The 21,571-nt window shown below is 41.8% G+C and carries 21 protein-coding genes; 12 read left to right on the top strand and 9 right to left on the bottom strand.

Annotated features, from left to right (window positions below; genetic code table 11):
• Nucleotides 1-699: 699 nt before the first annotated feature.
• On the top strand, nt 700-1,053 hold the full coding sequence (queD, locus tag DBR43_RS26300; protein WP_124586283.1) for a 6-carboxytetrahydropterin synthase QueD: 354 nt from the start codon (nt 700-702) through the stop codon (nt 1,051-1,053).
• Nucleotides 1,043-2,077 carry a COX15/CtaA family protein gene (locus DBR43_RS26295; protein WP_124586282.1) on the top strand — a complete coding sequence of 345 codons (1,035 nt, stop codon included), beginning with the start codon at nt 1,043-1,045 and terminating at the stop codon, nt 2,075-2,077. Before queD ends, DBR43_RS26295 begins: the two co-directional genes overlap by 11 nt.
• A gap of 241 nt (nt 2,078-2,318) precedes the next feature.
• Here DBR43_RS26295 and tsf read toward each other — a convergent pair whose 3' ends face one another.
• The 5 genes from tsf to DBR43_RS26270 all read right to left on the bottom strand — a co-directional run bounded on the left by tsf (nt 2,319) and on the right by DBR43_RS26270 (nt 5,888).
• The gene (tsf, locus tag DBR43_RS26290) at nt 2,319-3,158 is read right to left on the bottom strand and encodes a translation elongation factor Ts (RefSeq protein ID WP_124586281.1); all 840 of its coding nucleotides are present in this window, start codon (nt 3,156-3,158) and stop codon (nt 2,319-2,321) included.
• 100 nt (nt 3,159-3,258) lie between these two features.
• Nucleotides 3,259-4,083: a 30S ribosomal protein S2 gene (rpsB, locus tag DBR43_RS26285; protein ID WP_069378173.1), complete on the bottom strand. Its 825-nt coding sequence runs from the start codon at nt 4,081-4,083 to the stop codon at nt 3,259-3,261.
• Between the two features lie 19 nt (nt 4,084-4,102).
• Nucleotides 4,103-4,489, bottom strand: coding sequence for a 30S ribosomal protein S9 (rpsI, locus tag DBR43_RS26280; protein ID WP_069378174.1), 387 nt, complete (start codon nt 4,487-4,489; stop codon nt 4,103-4,105).
• Between the two features lie 16 nt (nt 4,490-4,505).
• Nucleotides 4,506-4,949, bottom strand: a complete 444-nt coding sequence (rplM, locus tag DBR43_RS26275; protein ID WP_073237599.1) for a 50S ribosomal protein L13 — start codon at nt 4,947-4,949, stop codon at nt 4,506-4,508.
• Nucleotides 4,950-5,528: 579 nt separating this feature from the next.
• Entirely contained in the window at nt 5,529-5,888 is a 360-nt protein-coding gene (locus DBR43_RS26270; protein WP_124586280.1) for a hypothetical protein, read from the bottom strand.
• Nucleotides 5,889-6,043: 155 nt separating this feature from the next.
• On the opposite strand from DBR43_RS26270, the gene DBR43_RS26265 reads away from it, so the two are divergent.
• Genes DBR43_RS26265 through DBR43_RS26255 form a run of 3 tightly spaced genes read left to right on the top strand, consistent with a single transcriptional unit; the run spans nt 6,044 to nt 8,368 of the window.
• Nucleotides 6,044-6,250, top strand: coding sequence for a YtxH domain-containing protein (locus DBR43_RS26265; protein WP_074611525.1), 207 nt, complete (start codon nt 6,044-6,046; stop codon nt 6,248-6,250).
• An 8-nt stretch (nt 6,251-6,258) separates the two neighbouring features.
• A complete protein-coding gene (locus DBR43_RS26260) occupies nt 6,259-7,656 on the top strand; it encodes an MBL fold metallo-hydrolase RNA specificity domain-containing protein (RefSeq protein ID WP_124586279.1) in 1,398 nt (465 codons plus the stop codon).
• Nucleotides 7,657-7,684: 28 nt separating this feature from the next.
• Entirely contained in the window at nt 7,685-8,368 is a 684-nt protein-coding gene (locus tag DBR43_RS26255) for a class I SAM-dependent methyltransferase (RefSeq protein WP_124586278.1), read from the top strand.
• A gap of 54 nt (nt 8,369-8,422) precedes the next feature.
• On the opposite strand, the gene pepT is transcribed toward DBR43_RS26255, so the two are convergent.
• Nucleotides 8,423-9,676, bottom strand: a complete 1,254-nt coding sequence (pepT, locus tag DBR43_RS26250) for a peptidase T (protein WP_124586277.1) — start codon at nt 9,674-9,676, stop codon at nt 8,423-8,425.
• A gap of 28 nt (nt 9,677-9,704) precedes the next feature.
• On the opposite strand from pepT, the gene DBR43_RS26245 reads away from it, so the two are divergent.
• From DBR43_RS26245 to DBR43_RS26235, 3 genes are all read left to right on the top strand, one after another.
• The gene (locus tag DBR43_RS26245; protein WP_124586276.1) at nt 9,705-10,436 is read left to right on the top strand and encodes an outer membrane beta-barrel protein; all 732 of its coding nucleotides are present in this window, start codon (nt 9,705-9,707) and stop codon (nt 10,434-10,436) included.
• Nucleotides 10,437-10,503: 67 nt separating this feature from the next.
• Nucleotides 10,504-12,195: a M14 family metallopeptidase gene (locus tag DBR43_RS26240; RefSeq protein ID WP_233603222.1), complete on the top strand. Its 1,692-nt coding sequence runs from the start codon at nt 10,504-10,506 to the stop codon at nt 12,193-12,195.
• Between the two features lie 2 nt (nt 12,196-12,197).
• A complete protein-coding gene (locus DBR43_RS26235; protein ID WP_124586274.1) occupies nt 12,198-12,812 on the top strand; it encodes a rhomboid family intramembrane serine protease in 615 nt (204 codons plus the stop codon).
• Here DBR43_RS26235 and DBR43_RS26230 read toward each other — a convergent pair.
• On the bottom strand, nt 12,795-13,763 hold the full coding sequence (locus tag DBR43_RS26230; protein ID WP_124586273.1) for a hypothetical protein: 969 nt from the start codon (nt 13,761-13,763) through the stop codon (nt 12,795-12,797). The two genes, DBR43_RS26235 and DBR43_RS26230, sit on opposite strands and share 18 nt — an antisense overlap.
• An 84-nt stretch (nt 13,764-13,847) precedes the next feature.
• On the opposite strand from DBR43_RS26230, the gene DBR43_RS26225 reads away from it, so the two are divergent.
• Nucleotides 13,848-14,885: a dipeptide epimerase gene (locus DBR43_RS26225; protein WP_124586272.1), complete on the top strand. Its 1,038-nt coding sequence runs from the start codon at nt 13,848-13,850 to the stop codon at nt 14,883-14,885.
• Here DBR43_RS26225 and DBR43_RS26220 read toward each other — a convergent pair.
• Nucleotides 14,857-15,060, bottom strand: coding sequence for a DUF6358 family protein (locus tag DBR43_RS26220; RefSeq protein ID WP_073237567.1), 204 nt, complete (start codon nt 15,058-15,060; stop codon nt 14,857-14,859). The genes DBR43_RS26225 and DBR43_RS26220 overlap by 29 nt on opposite strands.
• A 3-nt stretch (nt 15,061-15,063) precedes the next feature.
• Complete coding sequence (locus tag DBR43_RS26215) at nt 15,064-15,381, bottom strand: rhodanese-like domain-containing protein (RefSeq protein ID WP_074611548.1); 318 nt, start codon at nt 15,379-15,381, stop codon at nt 15,064-15,066.
• A 169-nt stretch (nt 15,382-15,550) separates the two neighbouring features.
• Here DBR43_RS26215 and DBR43_RS26210 point away from each other — a divergent pair, with 169 nt between their 5' ends.
• From DBR43_RS26210 to DBR43_RS26200, 3 genes are all read left to right on the top strand, one after another.
• Entirely contained in the window at nt 15,551-16,651 is a 1,101-nt protein-coding gene (locus DBR43_RS26210; RefSeq protein ID WP_124586271.1) for a DUF4407 domain-containing protein, read from the top strand.
• 277 nt (nt 16,652-16,928) lie between these two features.
• Nucleotides 16,929-18,236, top strand: coding sequence for a M20/M25/M40 family metallo-hydrolase (locus DBR43_RS26205; RefSeq protein WP_124586270.1), 1,308 nt, complete (start codon nt 16,929-16,931; stop codon nt 18,234-18,236).
• A gap of 19 nt (nt 18,237-18,255) precedes the next feature.
• Nucleotides 18,256-21,570, top strand: coding sequence for a S41 family peptidase (locus DBR43_RS26200; RefSeq protein ID WP_124586269.1), 3,315 nt, complete (start codon nt 18,256-18,258; stop codon nt 21,568-21,570).
• The last annotated feature ends 1 nt before the right edge of the window (nt 21,571 follow it).

Below are 21,571 nucleotides of genomic sequence, written 5' to 3'. Positions count from 1 at the left end.
TCTTTTGTTTTATCTGGTTAATAAACCTGTCAAAACAACTTCTGACTTATCTCTACTGCAATCTTTCAAATCCTTCTCTTTGTATCAATCTCACTGTTTCTCTTCCTCCGAAGCGGGATGCAAAAGTAGGAAAATTTAACCGTTCTCAAAACAATTCAACCATTATAATTGTATCACAACCATAACTGCATGATTTACAGTAAGAAAAACTCAGCAACCCCTTAATGTAAAATATACACCAAGCCAAACTCAGTTAAAAAGACCTGCAAAATCAAACCAAATGGCTGATCTTTCACCTGTATATATACTATAGATGAATACAGAAAGATCAGGCTCCCAAGCTTCCTTTAAAGCTAAACCATAGTCCGACCAGGTAAGTACGATCACTAATTTTTCCAGGACGATGTTTCCAAAAACAGAAAACCCACCGATCCTGCCTGAACACGGCCTCCCCTGCCGCACAACAATCCGGAACCGGATTCCTTAATTTATTCTCCAACGGCCGATGTATTTGATGCAGCAGACCGTTATCCTATTCGACTTCGCCAACAGAAACCCTGCAATTCAAAGCCATCTGACACGGAATGCAGCAACAAAATCAATCGCCAACAGCAGCAATGACCTTTATTATTTCAAATAATGATCATGGTCATTTCTTATTCTGACCTCAAACCGGAGATTTGATCAAATACAAATCAGATGATCATCTATAAAACTTTCAGTTTTGATTCCGCACATTATTTACCCCGGGTTCCCGAAGGGCACAAATGCGGTGGAATGCACGGCCATACCTATACCCTTAAAGTATTCATTAGCGGAGATCCGGAAGCACATTCCGGCTGGGTCATAGATTATACAGCTCTAAAGAAAGGAATCAGCCCTCTGATCGAAATGCTTGATCATAAGATTCTCAATGATGTTCCCGGATTGGAAAATCCAACCAGTGAACAACTCAGTATCTGGTTTTGGGATAAAATAAAGCCGGTATTTCCAGGCCTGGTTAGAATCGAATTGAATGAAACTCCCAGTTCAGGCGTGATATATGAAGGATAACCCCAACAAAGCCATCGCCATCTGGTTATATTTCGGTGCATTTGCCATTTTTCTGCAAATTCTACTTGGAGGAATCACCAGATTAAGCGGTTCCGGATTATCTATCACAGAATGGAAACCATTGATGGGCTTCCTTCCCCCTTTAAATGAAAACGACTGGCAGCTAAGTTTTGATAAATATAAGCAGATTGCCCAATTCCATGTAGTCAATGCTCATTTCTCGCTCGAAGATTATAAATCCATCTATTTCTGGGAATGGCTTCACCGGAATTGGGCACGTTTTATTGGACTGGCCTTCATTTTCCCATTTCTCTATTTTGTTATAAAAAGAAAAATGAGCCTCAGACTGCTCTTCCCGATCTCTATTTTGTTCCTCCTGGGACTATTACAAGCAGTCATAGGATGGCTTATGGTGCAAAGCGGACTTAATGACACAGACATCAGTGTAAGTCACATCAGGCTCGCCATACACTTCGGAGCTGCCGTAATTCTATTGTGTTATACACTTTGGCTTGCTTTTACTTTAAGCCTTGACCATATCAAGATGAGGCATAGGCTGAGGTTTAGTACATTAAACATCACCATTCTGGGGATTCTTTTTATTCAGCTCATTTATGGAGCATTCATGGCGGGAACCCGCGCAGCACTTGCAGCCCCTACATGGCCTGACATGAATGGATTCATCATCCCTCCGGATTTACAAAACCATCCCCTTAACCTTGTCTTTTTAACAGGAAATCTATTGGCCATTCAATTTATCCACCGAGCGCTTGCCTACATTGTTTGCATCCTCGTCCTGGTTCTTTATGTAAGAAGTGTCTCCTGGAAGATTAATTCGCTGCTTTTCTATATCAGACTGTTTCCGCTACTTCTTGTAGGCATTCAGGTAGTTTCCGGGATCACCGCCCTACTGAAAAGCATCGGACCTCATTATTCAACTTTTGCGCTGTTTCACCAGTCTACGGGAATCCTTCTCACGATCTCACTTTTATTGCTGTTATTTTTAAACCTAAAAAAGAACTAATCAAATGAGCATTCAGCGTTCCGGATTACCCAATACGCCCTCAGCTTTTTAACCGGCAGTTTTATCAGAGAGACAGGCAAGGAAGGATCAAACGTCCCCGATCAAAAATCATCCAATAATTCCAGGCCCCGGATTATACCCTAAACCAAACCGGGTTAAGAAAGCCGGCAAGTTCAAAAATCAGGCATAAAAAAAATAGGGTGCCTTTTGGACACCCTATTTTTTATCTACTAAAGAAGGATTACGCTCCTAATTGAATACGTTTGAACGCAGTAACAGTTAAACCGTTAGCGGTATCATTTAAGAATTTACGAACGTCTTTAGAAGAATCTTTAACGAATTCCTGGTTTAATAAAGTACTGTCTTTGTAGAATTTATTCAATTTACCAGCAGCAATTTTTTCTACCATTTCTTCAGGTTTACCTTCAGCGCGGATTTGTTCTTTAGCGATTTCAGTTTCACGCTCGATAGTAGTTGAATCAACGTCAGCTTTATCTAAAGCTACCGGGTTCATTGCAGCGATTTGCATAGCTACATCTTTACCAGCTTCATCAACACCTGCAACATCCTGGTTTAAAGCAACCAATACACCTAAACGGTAGTTACCGTGGATGTAAGGAACAACTTTTTCACCTGAAACAGTTTCGAATTTAGAGATACCGATTTTTTCACCGATTTTACCAGTGTTTTCGATGATGATATCAGAAACTTTCTGACCATCAATTTCTAAAGATAAAAGCTCTTCTAATGAAGCAGGGTTTTTATCGATAGCAAGATCAGTGAATTTGTTAGCTAAAGCTACGAAATCAGCATTTTTAGCAACGAAGTCAGTTTCGCAGTTTAATTCAACAACAACACCACGTTTACCGTCTGCTGTAGCTTTAGCGATAACAACACCTTCGTTAGAATCACGGTCCTGACGTGAAGCTGCTACTTTAGCACCTTTTTTACGTAAGTAATCAACCGCTGCTTCAAAATCACCGTTAGTTTCGATTAGTGCTTTTTTGCAATCCATCATACCTGAACCGGTTTGCTGGCGTAATTTGTTTACATCTGCTGCAGAAATTTGTACTGTAGACATCTTATTTCTTTTTTAAGTTTTTATTAAAAAATTATGGGTTGTATAGTGTTTGTTGTTAGGAAAACCTGCAACGCACAACATACAACCCACATTAAATTATTTAAGCTTCTTCGCTAGTACCTTCTTCAGTATCAGCATTTACTTTTTTTCTTCTTGCACCAGGAGCAGCAGCTTCAGGAGCATCAGCAGCAGCTTTAGCAGCTACAGCTTCTTTTTCAGTTTCTTCGTCTTTCTCACGTTTGCGCTCATCTAAACCTTCTTCGATCGCTTTGATGATAACATCAGTGATTAAAGAGATAGATTTAGTAGCATCATCATTCGCAGGAATTGGGAAATCGATGTTAGAAGGATCAGAGTTAGTATCAACCATTGCAAATGTTGGAATGTTTAATTTCAACGCTTCGCTAACAGCGATGTGCTCTTTTTTAACGTCAATTAAAAAGATAGCAGCTGGTAAACGGTTTAGATCCGCGATACCACCTAGTAAGCTTTCCAATTTAATACGCTCACGTTGGATCATTAAACGCTCTTTCTTAGAAAGGATCGAATAAGTACCATCTTTAGTCATCTTATCGATGTTAGACATCTTTTTGATCGACTTGCGAACAGTAGCAAAGTTTGTTAACATACCACCTAACCAACGCTCAGTTACGAAAGGCATGTTTACTTTTTTTGCTTGATCAGCAACGATTTCTTTAGCTTGTTTCTTAGTCGCTACGAAAAGAATCTTACGACCGGATTTAACGATCTGTTTGATTGCTGAAGCAGCTTCTTCAGTTTTAGTTAAAGTTTTATTTAAATCTATAATGTGGATTCCATTGCGCTCCATGAAAATGTAAGGCGCCATTTTTGGGTTCCATTTACGGGTAAGGTGACCGAAGTGTACACCTGCATCCAATAAGTCTTGATATGTAGTTCTTGCCATTGTGTTTGTCTCCTTAAGATTAACGTTTACTGAATTGGAATTTCTTACGTGCTTTCTTACGTCCTGGTTTCTTACGTTCAACCATACGCATATCACGGGTCATTAACCCTTTAGCGCGTAATGCTGGTTTTTTCTCAGCATCCAATTCCACAATAGCTTTAGCGATAGCTAAACGAACTGCTTCTGCCTGACCTTTGATACCACCACCAGCTACATTTACGTTTACATCATACTGACCTGTCAATTCAGAAACTTCGAATGACTGGTTTACAATGTATTGTAAAGGCAATGTTGGGAAATATACTTTATGGTCTTTACCGTTTACGGTAATTGTGCCGTTGCCTTCTTTTAAATAGATGCGTGCAACAGCAGTTTTTCTTCTTCCTGAAGTGTTAGTAACTGACATTTCTTTCTTCCTTTAATTAAAGTGTAATGGTTGTTGGTGATTGTGCTGCATGAGGATGTTCTGTACCTGCATAAACATATAAGTTGGTGTATAATTTTGCACCAAGTTTAGTTTTAGGTAACATACCACGCACCGCTTTCTCGATAACACGCTTAGGATGTTTCGCCATTAACTCTTTAGGAGAAATGAAACGCTGACCACCTGGGTAACCAGTGTAAGAAATATAGCGTTTATCGCTGAATTTATTTCCTGTCAATTTAACCTTGTCTGCATTAATAACGATAACGTTATCACCGCAGTCTACGTGTGGGGTATACTCAGGCTTGTTTTTACCACGGATGATCATAGCGATCTTCGATGACAAGCGCCCCAAAATCTCGCCTTGTGCATCAACAACAACCCACTGTTTGTTAACAGTTTTTGCATTGGCAGAGACAGTTTTGTAACTTAACGTATTCACTTGCTTGTATTTAATTTGTTAAACAATTATTTATTCACCCTTAAATTTAGGGACTGCAAAGATAGACAGAAATATTTAAATCTCAAACAGTTGACGTGATATTATTTGTTTATTTAACATAAGCATAAAATACAAGCCGAATTCAGGCCACAGAGAATCCCCCCTTTATCGCAGGTTAAATCCAGAGCAAACGACATCCGCCAATGGGCAAATGATACAGAAACCTCCTCTTTCTCTATTTTTTTCATCCTGCCCGGTCCGAAAAAACCATGCTATAAATCAAGACTGGAGCAAAGCCGGAACTGCTTCGGATAAATCCCGGATAGAACAGGGACAAATTCCGGGTTTGGTTCCTGTTCTATTCCTCCCTCATACCGCCTTTATCGGACCTTGTTCCGAGCCTGTTCCGAGCCCATCTCCAGCCTAAATGAAAAATTCACAGTACTCATCAGCACAGCAATTCCGGGAATCGTTTTAAGATCGGAGAATCAGGCATTCCGGATCCGCATACAGAACGACCCTAACTGACACCCGGTTCAAACTACCATGCAGATCAGCTCATGGAAAATGACAAAAAAGTTATGCTCTCTTCCGATAAAGACACAGGAACACAAAGTGAATGATGATACTGAGTATAAATGCGATTGTCAGCAGGATATAGGTCAGCGTATTGGAGAAGTAATGATAAGCTATGGAAGAACGGACAATATGAATCAGTCCGACCAAAAGAAATGCGGCAAAACCCAGACAGCCCAGACCCAGCGCATAATGGATCAGTCCCGGCTTTTCCCGGCCCTCCTGTATATTTTTAACCACAAGAACGTTGAAAATCACGACGACCAAAAGCCCAAAGATCACCACATTGCTTCCATTTAAAAGAAACATCAGCAGGTAAGCGATGGCCAGTAAAATATTGGCATAAGAAAGGATCCTGAACATTTTACCTAAATTACAACATCTCCCTGCAATTTACGGAGAACCACAAACTATTCGGCATCGTCTTTGTTAACTAATTGATAAAAAAAAAGAATTATATGAAAAGATCGGGAGTATATTGTTCCTGATCTATCATTCAACCCAAAAAACACATCAATATGAAAAAGGAAACCAAAATCATTGCAGGTTTATTGGCAGGAGCTGCCCTGGGAGCTGCCATCGCATTAATTTTAGCATCTGATAAAGATGGAGAAATGAAAGATAAAGTATCAGACTGGTTTTGCGATTTATTAGATTCTTCCAAAGAAAAGCTGGTAGATGCTGCAGGTCATGTTAAAGATACCATTGCTAAAGTTAGAGCCTAAGAGAATTAATGAAGATCGCATTTCATGGGGCGGCACGGGCCGTTACAGGTAGTAAACACCTGATCACGTTAAAAAATAATACTCAAGTCTTATTAGACTGCGGACTATTTCAGGGAATGGGCGACCTGACTGATGACCTCAACGAATCGTTTGGATTCGATCCTTCCCTGGTCAGTTACCTCGTCCTGTCCCATGCACACATCGATCATTGTGGCTTACTACCCAGATTGGTAGCTGAAGGTTTTAAAGGAAACATCTATTGCACACCGGCTACCATGGATCTGGCAAGAATCCTGATGATGGATTCTGCGAAGATTCAAACTCAGGATGCAGAATATGCGAATAGAAAAAAGCGACAGGATGAAAGCCCGGAATTCCCTCTCTATACCGAAAAGGATGTGATCCAAACACTCAGTCAGTTTAAAGTAGTCAATTATAACGAGGACTTTCAGATAGATGCCAATGTGACCTTAAACCTGACTGACGCAGGCCATATCGTCGGCAGTGCGGCTGTTCATTTAAAGATCAGCGAAGAAGGAAAAACCACCAACCTGACCTTTAGCGGAGATGTGGGAAGGTATGGAGACTTATTGTTAAAAAGTCCTCAGTCCTTTCCCCAGGCAGATTATGTCGTTATGGAATCCACCTATGGAGATTCCCTTCATCAGGACCTGGAGCCCATTGAAAAGACCCTGAATGAGATCATTCATCAAACCTGCATCCTGAAAAAAGGAAAAGTCATCATCCCTGCTTTTAGCGTGGGCCGTACGCAGGAATTGCTTTATGCACTGAACGCGATGGAACTGAAAAACATACTGCCTGATGTACAGTATTATGTAGACAGCCCGCTATCGCTCCAGGCAACAGAGGTGTTAAGGAATCATCCTGAAGTCTATAATAACGGCGTAAAAGAGGTGATGAAAGTGGATAAGGACATCTTTGGTTTTAAAGGTCTAAAGTTTATTGAAAGCGTAGAAGAATCTAAAGCTTTAAATAGCGACCCCCGCCCATGTGTCATCATTTCCTCTTCAGGAATGGCAGAAGGAGGCAGGGTAAAACACCACATCCGCAACAACATCAGCGATCAGAAAAATACCATTTTAATGGTTGGTTATGCAGAGCCCAGGTCTTTGGCCGGCAGGTTACTTGCAGGACAGCCTAAAGTATGGCTTTTTGGACAGGAATATGAAGTTGTTGCCGATGTCCGTTCGATCAGGTCAATGAGTGCACATGGTGATTATGAAGATCTACTCCAGTTTCTTTCCGGACAAGATCCAAACCAGGTAAAGCGCATTTTCCTTGTGCATGGAGAATACAAGGTACAGCAGATATTTGCAGGACATCTTGCCGAAAAAGGCTTCCATAAAGTAGCTATTCCGGAATATCATCAGGAATTTGAACTCTAACCATTAAAGGTTTTTTTATCTTTGCCCGATGGACGTTTTTGGTGAAGCATTAAAAGATCAATATACTAAACCACCCGCAGAAACCCTGTGGGTGCATAATTCTTACGATGACCCGGAGGAAATGCCGGTCGACATTTATTTCAGAAATGAATCCGAAATGCCGGAACTGGAGCTGAAAGCGCTGGATCTTTGCAAAGGCAAAGTACTGGATGTAGGTGCCGGTGTAGGTAGTCATGCACTCATACTTCAGCAGCGGGGCTTTAACGTTACAGGAATGGACATCTCTGCTCCTGCAGTTCAGATCATGAAACAACGTGGACTGAAACAGGCGATTGAAGGAGATATCCTTAAATATAAGGACCAAAAATATGACACCCTGCTTTTTATGATGAACGGAATCGGCCTGACAGGCTCCATCCCGGGCTTAAAAGCTTTCCTTAAACATGTAAAAAGCATGCTCAATCCAGGCGGACAACTGGTGTTCGACAGCTCAGACCTTTCTTATCTATACCAGGAAATCCCTTTTCCTTCCAACGGATATTTTGGAGAAGTGAGCTTCAGGTATGAATACAAAAGCATTAAAGGAAACTGGTTCAAATGGATTTATGTAGATCAGAAAACTTTGGCCGATCTCGCAAAAGAAAGCGGATGGACAACCGAGATCATTTTCGAAGATGACCAGGACCAGTACCTCGCAAGGTTAACCTTTTAAAATATAAAAAGGCCTGGTTTTCTACCAGGCCTTTTTCATTTAGTTGTTGATAAATTATGCTTTCTCTTCCCAGATGGCAGAGATATTAATAATCGTTTCGACCGCTTTTTCCATATCCTGAACGGAAGCCCATTCCTGTTTACCATGGAAAGCATGTTCCCCGGCAAAGATATTAGGACAAGGCAAGCCCATAAAGGAAAGGCGTGAACCATCTGTCCCTCCGCGGATGCTTTGTCTCTTTGGCGTAATTCCAGCTCTCTTTATCGCTTCAACACCATACTCAATCACCTGTGGATATTCGTCAAGCACCTTTTTCATGTTGCGGTACTGTTCTGTAATCTTCAATTCGTAAGTAGAGTTCGGAAAATCTTCAATGATGTTTCTCACCGTAGCATCCAGCAGCTCGCCATTGGCTTCCAACTGTTCATCGTCAAAAGCACGCAGGATAAAACGGGCCTGCGCCTGTTCCACACTTCCAGAAATGGTTACCGGATGAATGAAACCTTCCTTCAACTCTGTTGATTCAGGAGAAAGGCAATCTGAAGGTAAAGCACTGATCACATCAGACAAGATCTTAATTGCACTTTCCATTTTTCCTTTTGCAAATCCAGGATGGGTACTCACACCGTTTATGGTCAGTACTGCGCCATCTGCCGAAAAAGTTTCGTCTTCAATAGAGCCTAAAGTTTCCCCATCAATCGTATAAGCAAAATCAGCACCCAGCTTTTTAAGGTCTGCTTTATCTACTCCTCTGCCGATTTCTTCGTCCGGGGTAAATAATATTTTAATTGTTCCGTGTTTGAAACCCGGGTTTTGCATCAAAAATGCAGCAGCTTCCATAATCTCTGCCAATCCGGCTTTATTATCTGCGCCAAGAAGTGTGGTTCCACTCGCGGTGATGATGTCGTTTCCAATCTGATCCTTTAAATCAGGATGTTCAGACATTTTTAAAACGATACTGTTATCATCAGGAAGCACCAGGTCCTCGCCCTGATAATTGGCATGAATGATCGGTTTTACGTTTGTTCCACTACAATCCGGAGAAGTGTCCATGTGCGAGCAAAAGCAAATCACAGGAACATTTTTTTCTGTATTGGAAGGAATAGTGGCATACACATATCCAAATTCGTCAAGATGGGCATCTGAAACGCCCATTTCTAATAATTCCGCGACAAGAACTTTTCCCAGGTTCTTTTGCTTCTCTGTAGAAGGGGTTGTTTCAGAGCTTGGATCTGACTGTGTATCAATCTGCACATACTTTGCAAATCTGTTTTGAAGGGAATTGTTTTTATTTTGATAATTTAGCATAGTCTTAAAAAAAACAAAGCTAAATAATTTGAAAACAATTTTCACCGCCTGCCTGTCACTTCTATTCTTTATTAATGCCGCTGCTCAATCTAACTTCTATAAAATAAGCATTGGAGGCGGTTTTGGACTCACCCAATCTTTCGCCGACTTGAGAAAACATTCCTTTGGAATGGCAGGCTATGGTCTTGCAGATTATTATTTTACGCCCTTTATCAGCGCGGGAATAGAAGGGCAAATGGGTCAGATTAATGGAGGAGATAAGAAAAACGATCCCTACCACCGTGAGTTTATCAATTCCTACAAAGCTTTTACATTCAACGGTAAACTCGCGCTGGGCGCATTAATCGACTATCGGAAAGGGGAATTTACCGATGCCATAAAAGGACTCTATGTTGGAACAGGCTTTGGTGTGATTATGAACGATGTGAACAGGGTCCGGGAAGAACCCATTGATCCTGATCTTCCGGTAACAGACCCTCCGGCGCCAAAAAAAATATGGCCGGGAAAAGAAAAATCCACAAATTTACTCTTCCCGCTGAATGTGGGCATTAACTTTTATTTTCCCGATCGCTCGGGGTATACCCGCTATATTTTAAATTTCAATTACCAAAGTAACCTGACTATTGGAGAAGGTCTGGATGGTTATGATGAATCTTCGAGGACTTTTAAAAACAGCAAGCCTGACGTTTATAATTATTTCTCTGTCGGACTGAGGTATCAATTTGGCAGCGTCGGACTTTTCCACAAAACTATTTTCTAACCTTATCACCAGGAAATCAATGGGCCGTTTAATTTTTATCTTATTTTTTTTAACCGCGACCGGGACTTTGGCACAACAAACACCATTCGAGCGCAGCAATAAAAAAGAAACGGCCACTTATACAGAAGTGATTCATTACTATCGGTCATTGGCAAAAACTTATCCCCAGGCCAAATTGATTACCTATGGCCCTACAGATTTTGGGCCTTCCCTGCAGCTGCTGGTATTGTCCAAAGACAAAATGTTCGATCCGGTGGCCATCAGAAAAAGCAATAAAAGAATTTTGCTGATTAATAACGGGATTCATCCGGGAGAGCCGGAAGGAATTGATGCGAGCATGATGCTTGCACGCGATCTGCTCAAAGAAAATAAATTGCCGAAAAATGTGGTGATCTGCATTATTCCTGTATATAATATAGATGGCAGCTTTAACCGCAGCAGTACCTCAAGGGCAAATCAGAACGGCCCGATCGCTTATGGATTCAGGGGGAATAGTAAAAATTACGACCTCAACAGGGACTTCATTAAAACGGATTCTAAAAATTCTCAGTCCTTCCAGGAAATTTTTAACACCTGGCAACCGGAAATATTTGTAGATACACATACCAGTAATGGTGCAGATTATCAATATACCATGACCTTGATTCCTACGCATAAAGATAAACTTCAGCCACTTCTTTCCACTTACCTCACAGAAACCTTAGTTCCTTCCCTTTATCAGGAAATGGAAAAAAAAGGATATGAAATGATTCCTTATGTGAACTCCATTGGAGAAACCCCCGATCAGGGAATCACGGGCTTTCTGGAATCCCCACGCTATTCTACGGGATATGCCACATTACACAATACCATCGGTTTTATGCCGGAAACCCATATGCTCAAAGCTTTTGATAAAAGAGTAGATGCCACTTATAAGCTCCTGCAAACCTATATAGATGTGGTGGCAAGAGATGCAAAGCTGATTGGAGAGAACAGGAAAAAAGCAGATGAAGCAGTCGCAATGCAGCAGAATTTTGCCATAGACTGGAAGCTCAACAAAGATGAATACAGCAACCTGATGTTTAAAGGTTATGCTGCCAAACAAAAACCAAGTGAGGTAAGCGGTCTCGACAGGCTATATTACGACAGAAATGAACCCTATACCAGGGAAATTAAATATTGGAATACTTTTGAACCTTCGTTAACCATCGGCAAGCCCATCGCCTATCTCATTCCCCAGGCCTGGACCAAAGTAGTAGAACTTTTAAAACTCAATCGGGTGAAAGTACAACAACTGGGCAGAGATGCCGTTATTCCGGTAGAAATGTATTACATCAATAATTATAAAACCGCAACACGTCCTTTTGAAGGTCATTACCTCCATACTGCGGTAAAAGTAAATCCAACGGTTCAGGAGCTTCCCTTTTATGCCGGCGATTATATTGTTTATGTAAATCAGCCTGCAAACCGTTATATTGTGGAGACGCTGGAACCACAGGCCATCGACTCTTTCTTTAACTGGAACTTCTTTGATGCCATACTGGGAATGAAAGAACATTTCTCGGCCTATGTATTTGAAGATACAGCGGCAGAACTCCTGAAAAAAGATCCGGCCTTAAGGGAAAAACTGGAAAAAGAAAAAGCAGCAAAGCCGGAAATGGCAAAAGATGCGGAAGCGCAGCTGGACTTCATTTATAAAAATTCCGGCTACTACGAAAAAACACATACCCGTTACCCTATTGGAAGATTGCTAAAAGACCAACACTTAACCTTAAAATAACAATGGATTACCTTAATAATACCCCTGTAGCCTCCCTGATTTTTGTTTTTACGATTATTACCAGCATTTACGCTTTCAACGACCATGGGTTATTTGGAAAATTCATGCTGCATCCTTATAGTGTATCCAGAAAGCATAAAGTATATACATTAATCACCAGTGGTCTGATTCATGCGGATTGGATGCATCTCATATTTAACATGATGACTTTCTTCTTCTTCGCCTTCAGGCTGGAAGCATTGATCGGTTCATGGCAATTTGGGCTTCTTTACTTCCTGGGTTTGATTCTAAGTGATATCCCTTCGGTCATCAAGCATAAAGACGACATGTGGTACAACAGCCTTGGTGCTTCAGGTGCGATCAGTGCCGTGTTGTTCAGCTTTATTCTGTTCGACCCGATGTCTAAGATGATCATCTTTCCTCTGCCAATTCCGATCTGGGCCTGGTTGTTTGGATTGCTATACCTGGCCTATTGCTGGCAAATGTCGAAAAGATCTCAGGATAACATCAACCATGACGCCCATTTTTTTGGTGCATTAACCGGAATGATCATCACCGTCATCCTTGTTCCCAATATTATTCCAAACTTTATTACAAGGTTATTGGGTAACGGGTAAAGACGCCGGTACAAAATAACTGATCGGATTGGTCGGATCTTTAATGATCTCAAATAACGTATGCCCCCATGGTTTCCAGAAATCCTGTAATACCTGGGCATATGTTTTATGTTGCCAGTGGTCAAACAGCGCTTTGTTCAATGTTCCCCTCAGCGGCATCGCATCTATATATATAGAGCCCTCAACCGGCATAATTGCATATTCAGGCAGCCTGTTGAACAAATATGCAGAATAGTAGAATCTGGCACAAATTTCTTCGAATTGCTGAGGAGAAAGGGCTGTTTTCCCGATCTGATCCAGGATTTCCTGATGAAATTTTTTGTTCGTACCATTGTCCTGAAGACAGGCGATGATGCCAAAATTCTTCAGTTTCAAAGAAAATGTCAGGGTATTGATCTCATCACGGAAGCTAAAAGCAGTATCCTGTTCTTCCAAAGGAACCACAACAATAGACCATGGTTTAAAATCTTCATATACCACATCCAGGTAAATGCTCTGGATCATGGTGTTCAGGTTACCGAATTTATGCATCAGCCCCTGCGACATATTTACGCCATCTGAACTGATTTGCTGCAAACGTACCGCAGCATTCATCTCTACATAAATCAGGCTATACATGAATTTACCGATCCATTTAAACAGGTCTTCTTCTTCCAGTTGAGAAACGGCACCATAACCTTTAGAAAAAGCATCGGCAATCTTCTCTTCCAGGGGCTGGATAAAATGAGTAAAGACCTCCGTATTACATGGGACTTTTAAGGTATTGTACGACCGCACACTTTCATCCAGCAATTTAATCTGTTCCTCACCGCTAAAGTTGGCCACTTCCAAAAGCCAGGCAGGTAAGATATTGATTTCCTCCACCGGAGATTTAAAGGTATCCCCGCTCAGGAAGCAATTTTTATATTTGAAATCGAAGTTTTTAAAAGGCTGGTATATTGTGCTATTCATACAGGGCACAATATTAAGTATATTATTTTTACATTCGCTGAAGCACCGATTTTTTAACTTTGATATTACTATTTGTACATTCATATGCAGGCAACCTACACCTCTTATAATCTGGAATTAAAACACCCTTTTGCGATCGCTAAGTTTTCAAGAACCAGCACACCGATCATGTTGCTGAAACTGAGTTACGAGGGTAAGGATGGATATGGTGAGGCCTCTATGGTTCCCTATATGGGGGAGAGTCTGGCCAGCGCCCAGTCCTTTTTAAAGAAGGTGGATTGGAAAAGGTTTGTGTACCCCTTTAATTTCGAAGAGATCATTGCCTATCTGGATGACATTGAAAAAGGACAACCCGCCATAAAAGCAGCGATAGATATTGCATTAAACGACCTGAACGGAAAGATATTGGAAAAGCCCTGCTACGAAATCTATGGCGCAAATCCTTTAAAGATGCCGGTTACCTCTTACACCATCGGGATCGATAGCCTGGAGGTGATTAAAGAAAAGGTAGCCGATGCCAAAGACTTTAAAGTACTGAAGGTAAAGCTGGGAAGAGATAATGATAAAGAACTGATCAATACCATCCGGACCATCAGCAATGTGCCGCTATATGTAGATGCCAATCAGGGCTGGACAGACAGGAAGCAGGCCATAGACATGATTTACTGGTTGCATGATCAGGGAGTAGTGTTGATTGAACAACCCATGGATAAAGCCAATCTGGAAGGAAATGCATGGCTTACAGGTCGCAGTCCGATTCCAATCCTTGCAGATGAAGCCGTACAGCGGCTGAGTGATATGGATGCCCTTAAAGGGGCTTACCATGGTGTAAATATTAAACTGATGAAGAGTACAGGCATGTATGAAGGACATCAGATGATCAAAAAAGCACGCTCTTTCGGGATGAAAGTACTGATTGGATGCATGAGTGAAACTTCCTGTGCCACACAGGCCGGAATGGCCCTCGCCCCGCTTTGCGACTGGGCGGATCTGGATGGTCCCTGGCTTACCAAAAACAATCCTTTTGATGCCCCGCAAATCATTGCGGGGAAATATCAATTGAAGGACCTGCCTGGTCTGGGCCTCGAAGGGATTAACCCAAATCTTTTTGCTTCTTCTTAAGCGCGTTGCGCATCTCTTTGATGAGTTGCAGCTTCAGGTAAAGAAAAAATGCAGCTGTAGCCACAAAAAGAACGATTACCAGATACTTTGTATTGTTAAAAGCCCATACTGCTCCGAAAATGGATACAATCAGCCCAAGGTTATAAAAAACGTTTAATGCAATTTTCTTTCCCATGTCTTAGTAAACAGGCATATTAGGATCAAACGCTTCCTGCCATGCAAGGATTCCGCCTTTAAGGTTATACAAGTTGGTAAATCCAAGCATTTGCTCCAGCTGCATGATTGCTGCTGCACTTCTTTTGCCACTTCTGCATTGTACAATCACAGGTTTATCCTGAGAAATCTGATCTGCTTCAATCAGGATTCCACCTAAAGGGATGTTCAGACCATCAAGATTCGATGTTTCATATTCGAAAGTTTCTCTCACATCAATCAGTTGGAAATCTTCCTTATTATCGATTTTTGCTTTTAATTCCTGAACGGTTATTTCCTTTATCATATGTTTTGCTTTTTTCAAAGATAAGCAATGCCGAAATTATTAAAGGTAAAAAAACCACAAAATCACATTAAGATGAAGATAATAGAATCATTTCAAGTAGATTACTGTAACAACTGGCAGGGTCGGGCGTTTAATAGTATTCTATATTTAAATTGATTTCTGCATCATGAACACGATATCCCGCTTCTTTTGGTTTTGCTCCGGGGCACATATTTCTACACTTGAAAAACACCCGACTGAGCACAATAAGTATATTGGAATCGGTGCTACCATTTTCTTTACCGGATTATTTGCAGCACTGTCAGGTGGTTACGCCATGTATTTCGTTTTCAAAGGAGATACGGCAGCCGTTCTTTTTGCCGTATTCTTTGGCCTGATCTGGGGGCTCGCGATCTTTAATATGGACCGCTATATCGTATCCAGCATCAACAAAAGCTCCAGTACCAACAAGCAAATCCTCCAGGCTACGCCCAGAATTTTACTCGCCATTATGATCGGGATCGTCATATCCCGTCCATTGGAATTGAAAATCTTTGACAAAGAGATCAAAGAGCGTCTTAAAGTGAGCTACCTGAATAACCAACGGTCAAAAATTGATACCCTGAATGCCGCTTTCGGGAATAAATACAAGATCGAGATGGACAAGCTCAATGGGGTAAAAGCAGAAAGAGACTCCCTGGCAAGTGCCATAAAGGCCGATCGCCAGAAGCTAAACTTCGAGATCTTCGGGAATAAAACCACCGAAACATCCGGTGTAATGGGCTATGGTCCTTATGCGAAACGAAAGGAAGCAGAACTGAAACAAAGAGAACAGAATCTGGATACTTTAACCGCAGATGTCAGAGCTCTTGAGAAATTTGTAGACGGAAGAAAACAGTTTGACGGACTCATGACGGAAAAACTGTATACCGGAAAACAACTCGACAGCCTGACCAGCATTGCCGGCTTTGCCGACCGCAACTGGGCCCTCGGACAACTGAGCTTCAATACCGACGGAACAAGAGATCTGAATACCTCTCTGGCAGTTACCTTTATTGGCCTCCTGTTCATCTTCTTTGAATGCCTTCCCGTTTTTGTAAAACTGATGAGCAGCAGTGGTCCTTATGACCATTCCGTTCAAAATCAGGAAAGCAGCCAGGTTCATGAGTCGGACAAGGATAAAGACTATGAAATTGCAGTCGTCGATGGAGTTCATGATACCCGTGTCGCAACAGAAATCACGAAAAGAAAGAGGCAACTGACCCATCCTCCTTCGGAAGAAGAATAACTAAAATACCGCACAGACCTGCGATAAGTTAAAAAAGAGACTCGGAACTTAGCCTCATGATGGTTACCTTTATAGCTAATTTACTGCCCTTTAAAATAAAATAACCAATCTTTAAACGCAATAAGGCTCTATAGATGAAATCATCAGGATCTTACAAATCACACCACGAAATGTATATCAAGATCCTGATCACTTCATAACTGCTAAACCGAGTTTACAAGTTCTGGAGAACCATTGAAAATCAATAAAAAGATCGAAAAACAACAAATATATTCTGATGAAAAAAACAATTTACACCCTACTCGCATTGTTCCTTGCCCAGCAGACATGGGCACAGGATATTGATAAAATCATTACCAAACCCTATGTAGACCGCCTGATCAAAACGCTGAGCAGTGACGAAATGCAAGGCCGGGCAACCTTCTCTCCCGGAATCGACAAAGCCGCCAGTTTCATCGAGGCAGAGTTTAAAAGCATTGGCTTAAAACCACTGGAGGGAAAAACTTTCAGACAATCGTTCTTTCAGCAAAAACTAAAACCAATCAGCACTAAGGTAACGATTGATGGAAAAGAAATTGCGGCCTCAAATGTACTCGTTTACGGGAATACAGTGGAGAGCCTCGTTTTTGATAAGGCCAGCAGTGCCGAATGGGCAAAACTGGATCCTGAGAAACCTTTTATGGGTCAGATCAGAACCCTAAGTAAAGAGAACAAAAACCAATTGGTATTGGTAGACCCCAAATTTGCCGAGGCCTTTAAAAGGGTCAGGGATTACCTGGCTGGTGGCACAGACCTGGATGAAAAGAAAATAAACGAACCTTCCGCAGCATTGGTATTGGTTCTGGGAGAAGCAACGGTTGCCAACGACTTTAAAGTTGAAGTAAAGAGCAAACTGGAAAAGCTTTCCCTATTTAACGTTGCAGGTGTTATTCCCGGGAAATCAAAAGCCAAAGAGCTTGTTGTATTTTCAGGTCATTATGACCATTTAGGAATCATCAAAGGCGATGGTCAGGACAGTATCGCCAATGGCGCCGATGACGATGCATCCGGAACAACCGCAATGATCGCACTGGCAAAATATTACAAAAAGTTAAACAATAACGAGCGCACTTTAATTTTTGTGGCCTTTACCGCAGAAGAAATCGGCGGCTTCGGTGCGAAACATTTTTCACAAAAGCTGAACCCTGATGAAGTGGTTGCGATGTTCAATATTGAAATGATTGGCAAAGACAGCAAGTTTGGAAAGAATACCGCTTTTATCACTGGATTTGATAAATCTGACTTCGGTAAGATTCTTCAGAAAAATCTGGAAGGCACGGAATTCACTTTCCATCCGGATCCCTATCCACAGCAAAACCTTTTCTATAGAAGCGACAATGCAACTTTAGCTGCACTAGGCGTTCCTGCACATACGATCAGCACTGATCAGATCGATAGCGATAAATTTTATCATACGGTAAAAGACGAATACGAAACCCTCGATTCGGACAATATCCTCTCTACCATCAAAGGAATCGCCAAGAGTGCCATCAGCATTATAAAAGGAATTGATACCCCTACCAGAATCCCAAAATTGAGTAATTAATTATCATATACCCCCCTTTATGACTTTTATTAAACCTAACAAACTAACCTTTCTTGCAGCCACCGCCCTATCGGTCTGCATGACCATGGGTGTCGCTTTTACCGCCGCGGCACAACAGGAAACATTATTGATCCGCAGTCCTGCTGTAAGTGCCAATAACCTGGCCTTTGTATACGGTGGTGATATCTGGATCTCCGGAAAAGATGGAAGCAATCCAAGAAGACTTACTGTAAATCCCGCAATAGAGCAAAACCCTCTTTTTTCTCCTGATGGGAAACAAATCGCCTTCACTGGAAATTACGACGGAAATACGGATGTCTATGTGATTTCAATTGAAGGTGGAGCGCCTAAAAGGGTGACCTATCATCCAAATGCGGATTTATTGAGAGGATGGATCGGCAATGATCAGTTGTACTTCACCTCTACACGCGATTTTCGTTTCGCCTTAAGTCCGAGAATGCACAAGATTAAAATCGATGGCACCGGCGAACAGGCTTTACCAATGCCGGAAGCCGTTCAGGGAACTCCTTCGGCAGATCAGCGCTATTGGGCATACATCAAGAATACAGATCCTACAGAACGTTCAAACGTGGCATTTAAACGCTATCGCGGTGGTGGAATGCCTCAAATCTGGATTTTTGATACCAAAACAAACGACATACAGATTATTCCTGGTCCAGGCTCTAACAATGTGAAACCACAATGGGTAGGCAATAAAATCTATTTCCTGTCGGACAGGGACCTGACGATGAACCTTTTCAGTTATGACGTAAGCAGTAAAAAAACAGAGAAGCTGACCAACTTTAAGGATTATGACATCAAGACCTTAAGTGCCGGTCAGGGCACCCTGGCTTTTGAACAGGCTGGAAAAGCCCATCTATTGGAAACTGCCGGCAATACGGTAAAAACAATTTCCATCAATATACAGGCAGATGCGCCTTATAAGCGTCCTCATTATATTGATATGGCCTCATCGATTCGCAATGTAGAAATTTCGCCAAAAGGTGTAAGGGCACTTTTCGAGAGCCGTGGGGAGATCTTTTCTGTACCTAAAGAGAAAGGTGACGCAAGAAATATCTCCAATTCTCCGGGGAGTTTCGAAAAAGCCCCTTCCTGGTCTCCTGATGGGAAATACATCTCCTACCTATCTGATAAAAATGGCAGTTACCAACTGGTCCTGCAAAATCAGGTAACAAAAGAAGCACCGATCTATATCTCTTTGGGAAATACGCCTTTTTACTATCAACCGATCTGGTCTCCTGACAGCAAGAAAATTGCTTTCGGTGATACGCACCTGAATCTTTTTTACATAGACATCAATGCAAAAAAACCAGTGTTGGTTAAGGCCGATAAACTGGGCTTAAGTCCTAACAGGAGCTTTAGCGCATTGCAACCTGCCTGGTCTCCGGATTCTAAGTGGCTTTCTTATGTGGCTACCCTGCAGAATGGCGTAAGTGCGGCATTCCTGTATAATTTAGGAACAGAGAACCATACACAGATTACTGATGGAATGAGTGACGTGAACTCACCAACCTTTAGCCGCGACGGCAAATACCTCTTCTTTACAGCGAGTACAGATGTAGGACTTACCAATAGCGGATTGCACATGTCGGCTTATCAGCGTCCGGTAAACTATAGTGCCTATGCCTTGATCCTTTCCAAAAAGACGCCTTCTTTATACAAAACAGAGAGTGACGAAGAAAGCGTAACACCTGAAGAACAGACAGAGAAAAAGAAAGAAGAACCTAAAAAAGATAAAAAAGGAAAAGACGAAAAAACCAAAGCAGCTCCTGCAGCTCCGGTAAATAAATCAATTGAGATAGATCTTGCTGATTTAAGCAACCGGATCATCGCTTTACCAATTCCTACCGGTGGTATTCAAGGTTTGGAAGGTAGTGTAGAAGGCCAGCTTCTTTATTTCAGAAATGGCGACCTGGGTTCTCTTGACCTGAAAAAGATGGAAGTTTCGACCTTAGTCAACGGTGTTAACCAACTAAGTGTTAGTGCTGATGGAAAATCTATGATATATAGTTCAAGAGGTAACTATTACATTGTAGATGCGGGTAAAAAACCTGCTACTTCAGAAAGTGGTAAGATAAAACTGGATGACATTAAAGTACTGGTTGATCCTGCAGCTGAGTGGAAGCAGATGTTTGACGAAGTCTGGAAAATGGAAAAGGACTTCTTCTATGCAGAAAACATGCACGGTGCAGACTGGCCGGCAATGAAGGTAAAATATGAGAAATTCCTTCCTTACGTAAATCACCGTTCGGACCTTTCCTACATCTTCAATGAAATGATGGGTGAAATGGTGGTAGGGCACAATTATATCTCTCCGGGAGATGAGCCTGGTGCTCCTGCCGTTGGCGTGGGAATGTTAGGTGCAGATTATGAGGTCGAGAATGGCTTTTATAAGATCGGTAAAATCTTTACACGTCTGGACTGGAACCCAACATTTAAAGCACCACTTGCGGAGCCGGGATTAAACATTAAGGAGGGTGATTATATTGTTGCGATCGAAGGCGTTCCTTTAACCGCAAAAACATCAATCTACAGCCTTTTTGATTTTAAAGCAGGTAAGCAGGTTGCCATAAAGATCAACAGCAAACCAAGCCTTGAAGGTGCAAGAGAAGTGGTGGTTGTACCAGTCAATGTAGCTCAGGAGATGGAATTGAGAAAAATGGATTGGGTGGAGAACAACCGCAAAAGAGTGGATAAGCTGAGTAACGGCCAAATTGCCTATGTATACATGCCCAATACAGGTCCAGACGGTTATACCTATTTTAACCGCTATTACTTCTCTCAGATGGATAAAAAAGCCTTGCTAATGGATGAGAGAAACAACGGAGGTGGTTGGGTTGCTGATTATGTGATCGACCTGTTGAGCCGCGAGTTAATCAGTTACTGGGCCATCAGAGACGGAAAGAGCTTTACCACTCCGGGTAATGGAATTTTCGGTCCAAAAGCAATGCTGATCAATGAGAATGCGGGTTCAGGAGGTGATATGATGCCTTATATGTTTAAAAACAAAGGACTAGGTAAACTTGTTGGCCGAACTACGATGGGTATTCTCGTGGGCATCAGCGGTTATCCGAGTCTGATCGATGGAGGAAGCATCACTTCTCCAAACTTTGGAATTTATGATACCAATGGAAAATGGATCATAGAGAACGAAGGTGTTGCTCCGGATATCTTTATAGAACAAACACCAAAGGACCTGCTGGAAGGAAAAGATCCTCAGTTGGAGCGTACTGTTCAACAGCTACAGGAGGAAATGAAAACTTATAAATATCCAAATGTGGCTAAACCAAAAGATCCGATCAGAGGGCATTAAA

This window comes from Pedobacter sp. KBW06 (genome assembly GCF_003852525.1).
Lineage (GTDB): Bacteria > Bacteroidota > Bacteroidia > Sphingobacteriales > Sphingobacteriaceae > Pedobacter.
Note: the sequence above shows the minus strand (reverse complement) of the source record. Positions and strands in the feature narration are given on the sequence as shown.

Bases quoted from the DNA above. Each gene is read 5' to 3' on its own strand.
- DBR43_RS26270 (WP_124586280.1), bottom strand. From the start codon at position 5,888: ATGTTCAGGATCCTTTCTTATGCCAATATTTTACTGGCCATCGCTTAC.
- rpsI (WP_069378174.1), bottom strand. From the start codon at position 4,489: ATGTCAGTTACTAACACTTCAGGAAGAAGAAAAACTGCTGTTGCACGC.
- DBR43_RS26235 (WP_124586274.1), top strand. From the start codon at position 12,198: ATGGATTACCTTAATAATACCCCTGTAGCCTCCCTGATTTTTGTTTTT.
- DBR43_RS26200 (WP_124586269.1), top strand. From the start codon at position 18,256: ATGACTTTTATTAAACCTAACAAACTAACCTTTCTTGCAGCCACCGCC.
- DBR43_RS26225 (WP_124586272.1), top strand. From the start codon at position 13,848: ATGCAGGCAACCTACACCTCTTATAATCTGGAATTAAAACACCCTTTT.
- DBR43_RS26260 (WP_124586279.1), top strand. From the start codon at position 6,259: ATGAAGATCGCATTTCATGGGGCGGCACGGGCCGTTACAGGTAGTAAA.
- DBR43_RS26205 (WP_124586270.1), top strand. From the start codon at position 16,929: ATGAAAAAAACAATTTACACCCTACTCGCATTGTTCCTTGCCCAGCAG.
- DBR43_RS26220 (WP_073237567.1), bottom strand. From the start codon at position 15,060: ATGGGAAAGAAAATTGCATTAAACGTTTTTTATAACCTTGGGCTGATT.
- DBR43_RS26230 (WP_124586273.1), bottom strand. From the start codon at position 13,763: ATGAATAGCACAATATACCAGCCTTTTAAAAACTTCGATTTCAAATAT.
- queD (WP_124586283.1), top strand. From the start codon at position 700: ATGATCATCTATAAAACTTTCAGTTTTGATTCCGCACATTATTTACCC.
- pepT (WP_124586277.1), bottom strand. From the start codon at position 9,676: ATGCTAAATTATCAAAATAAAAACAATTCCCTTCAAAACAGATTTGCA.
- DBR43_RS26210 (WP_124586271.1), top strand. From the start codon at position 15,551: ATGAACACGATATCCCGCTTCTTTTGGTTTTGCTCCGGGGCACATATT.
- tsf (WP_124586281.1), bottom strand. From the start codon at position 3,158: ATGTCTACAGTACAAATTTCTGCAGCAGATGTAAACAAATTACGCCAG.
- DBR43_RS26255 (WP_124586278.1), top strand. From the start codon at position 7,685: ATGGACGTTTTTGGTGAAGCATTAAAAGATCAATATACTAAACCACCC.
- DBR43_RS26265 (WP_074611525.1), top strand. From the start codon at position 6,044: ATGAAAAAGGAAACCAAAATCATTGCAGGTTTATTGGCAGGAGCTGCC.
- rpsB (WP_069378173.1), bottom strand. From the start codon at position 4,083: ATGGCAAGAACTACATATCAAGACTTATTGGATGCAGGTGTACACTTC.
- DBR43_RS26295 (WP_124586282.1), top strand. From the start codon at position 1,043: ATGAAGGATAACCCCAACAAAGCCATCGCCATCTGGTTATATTTCGGT.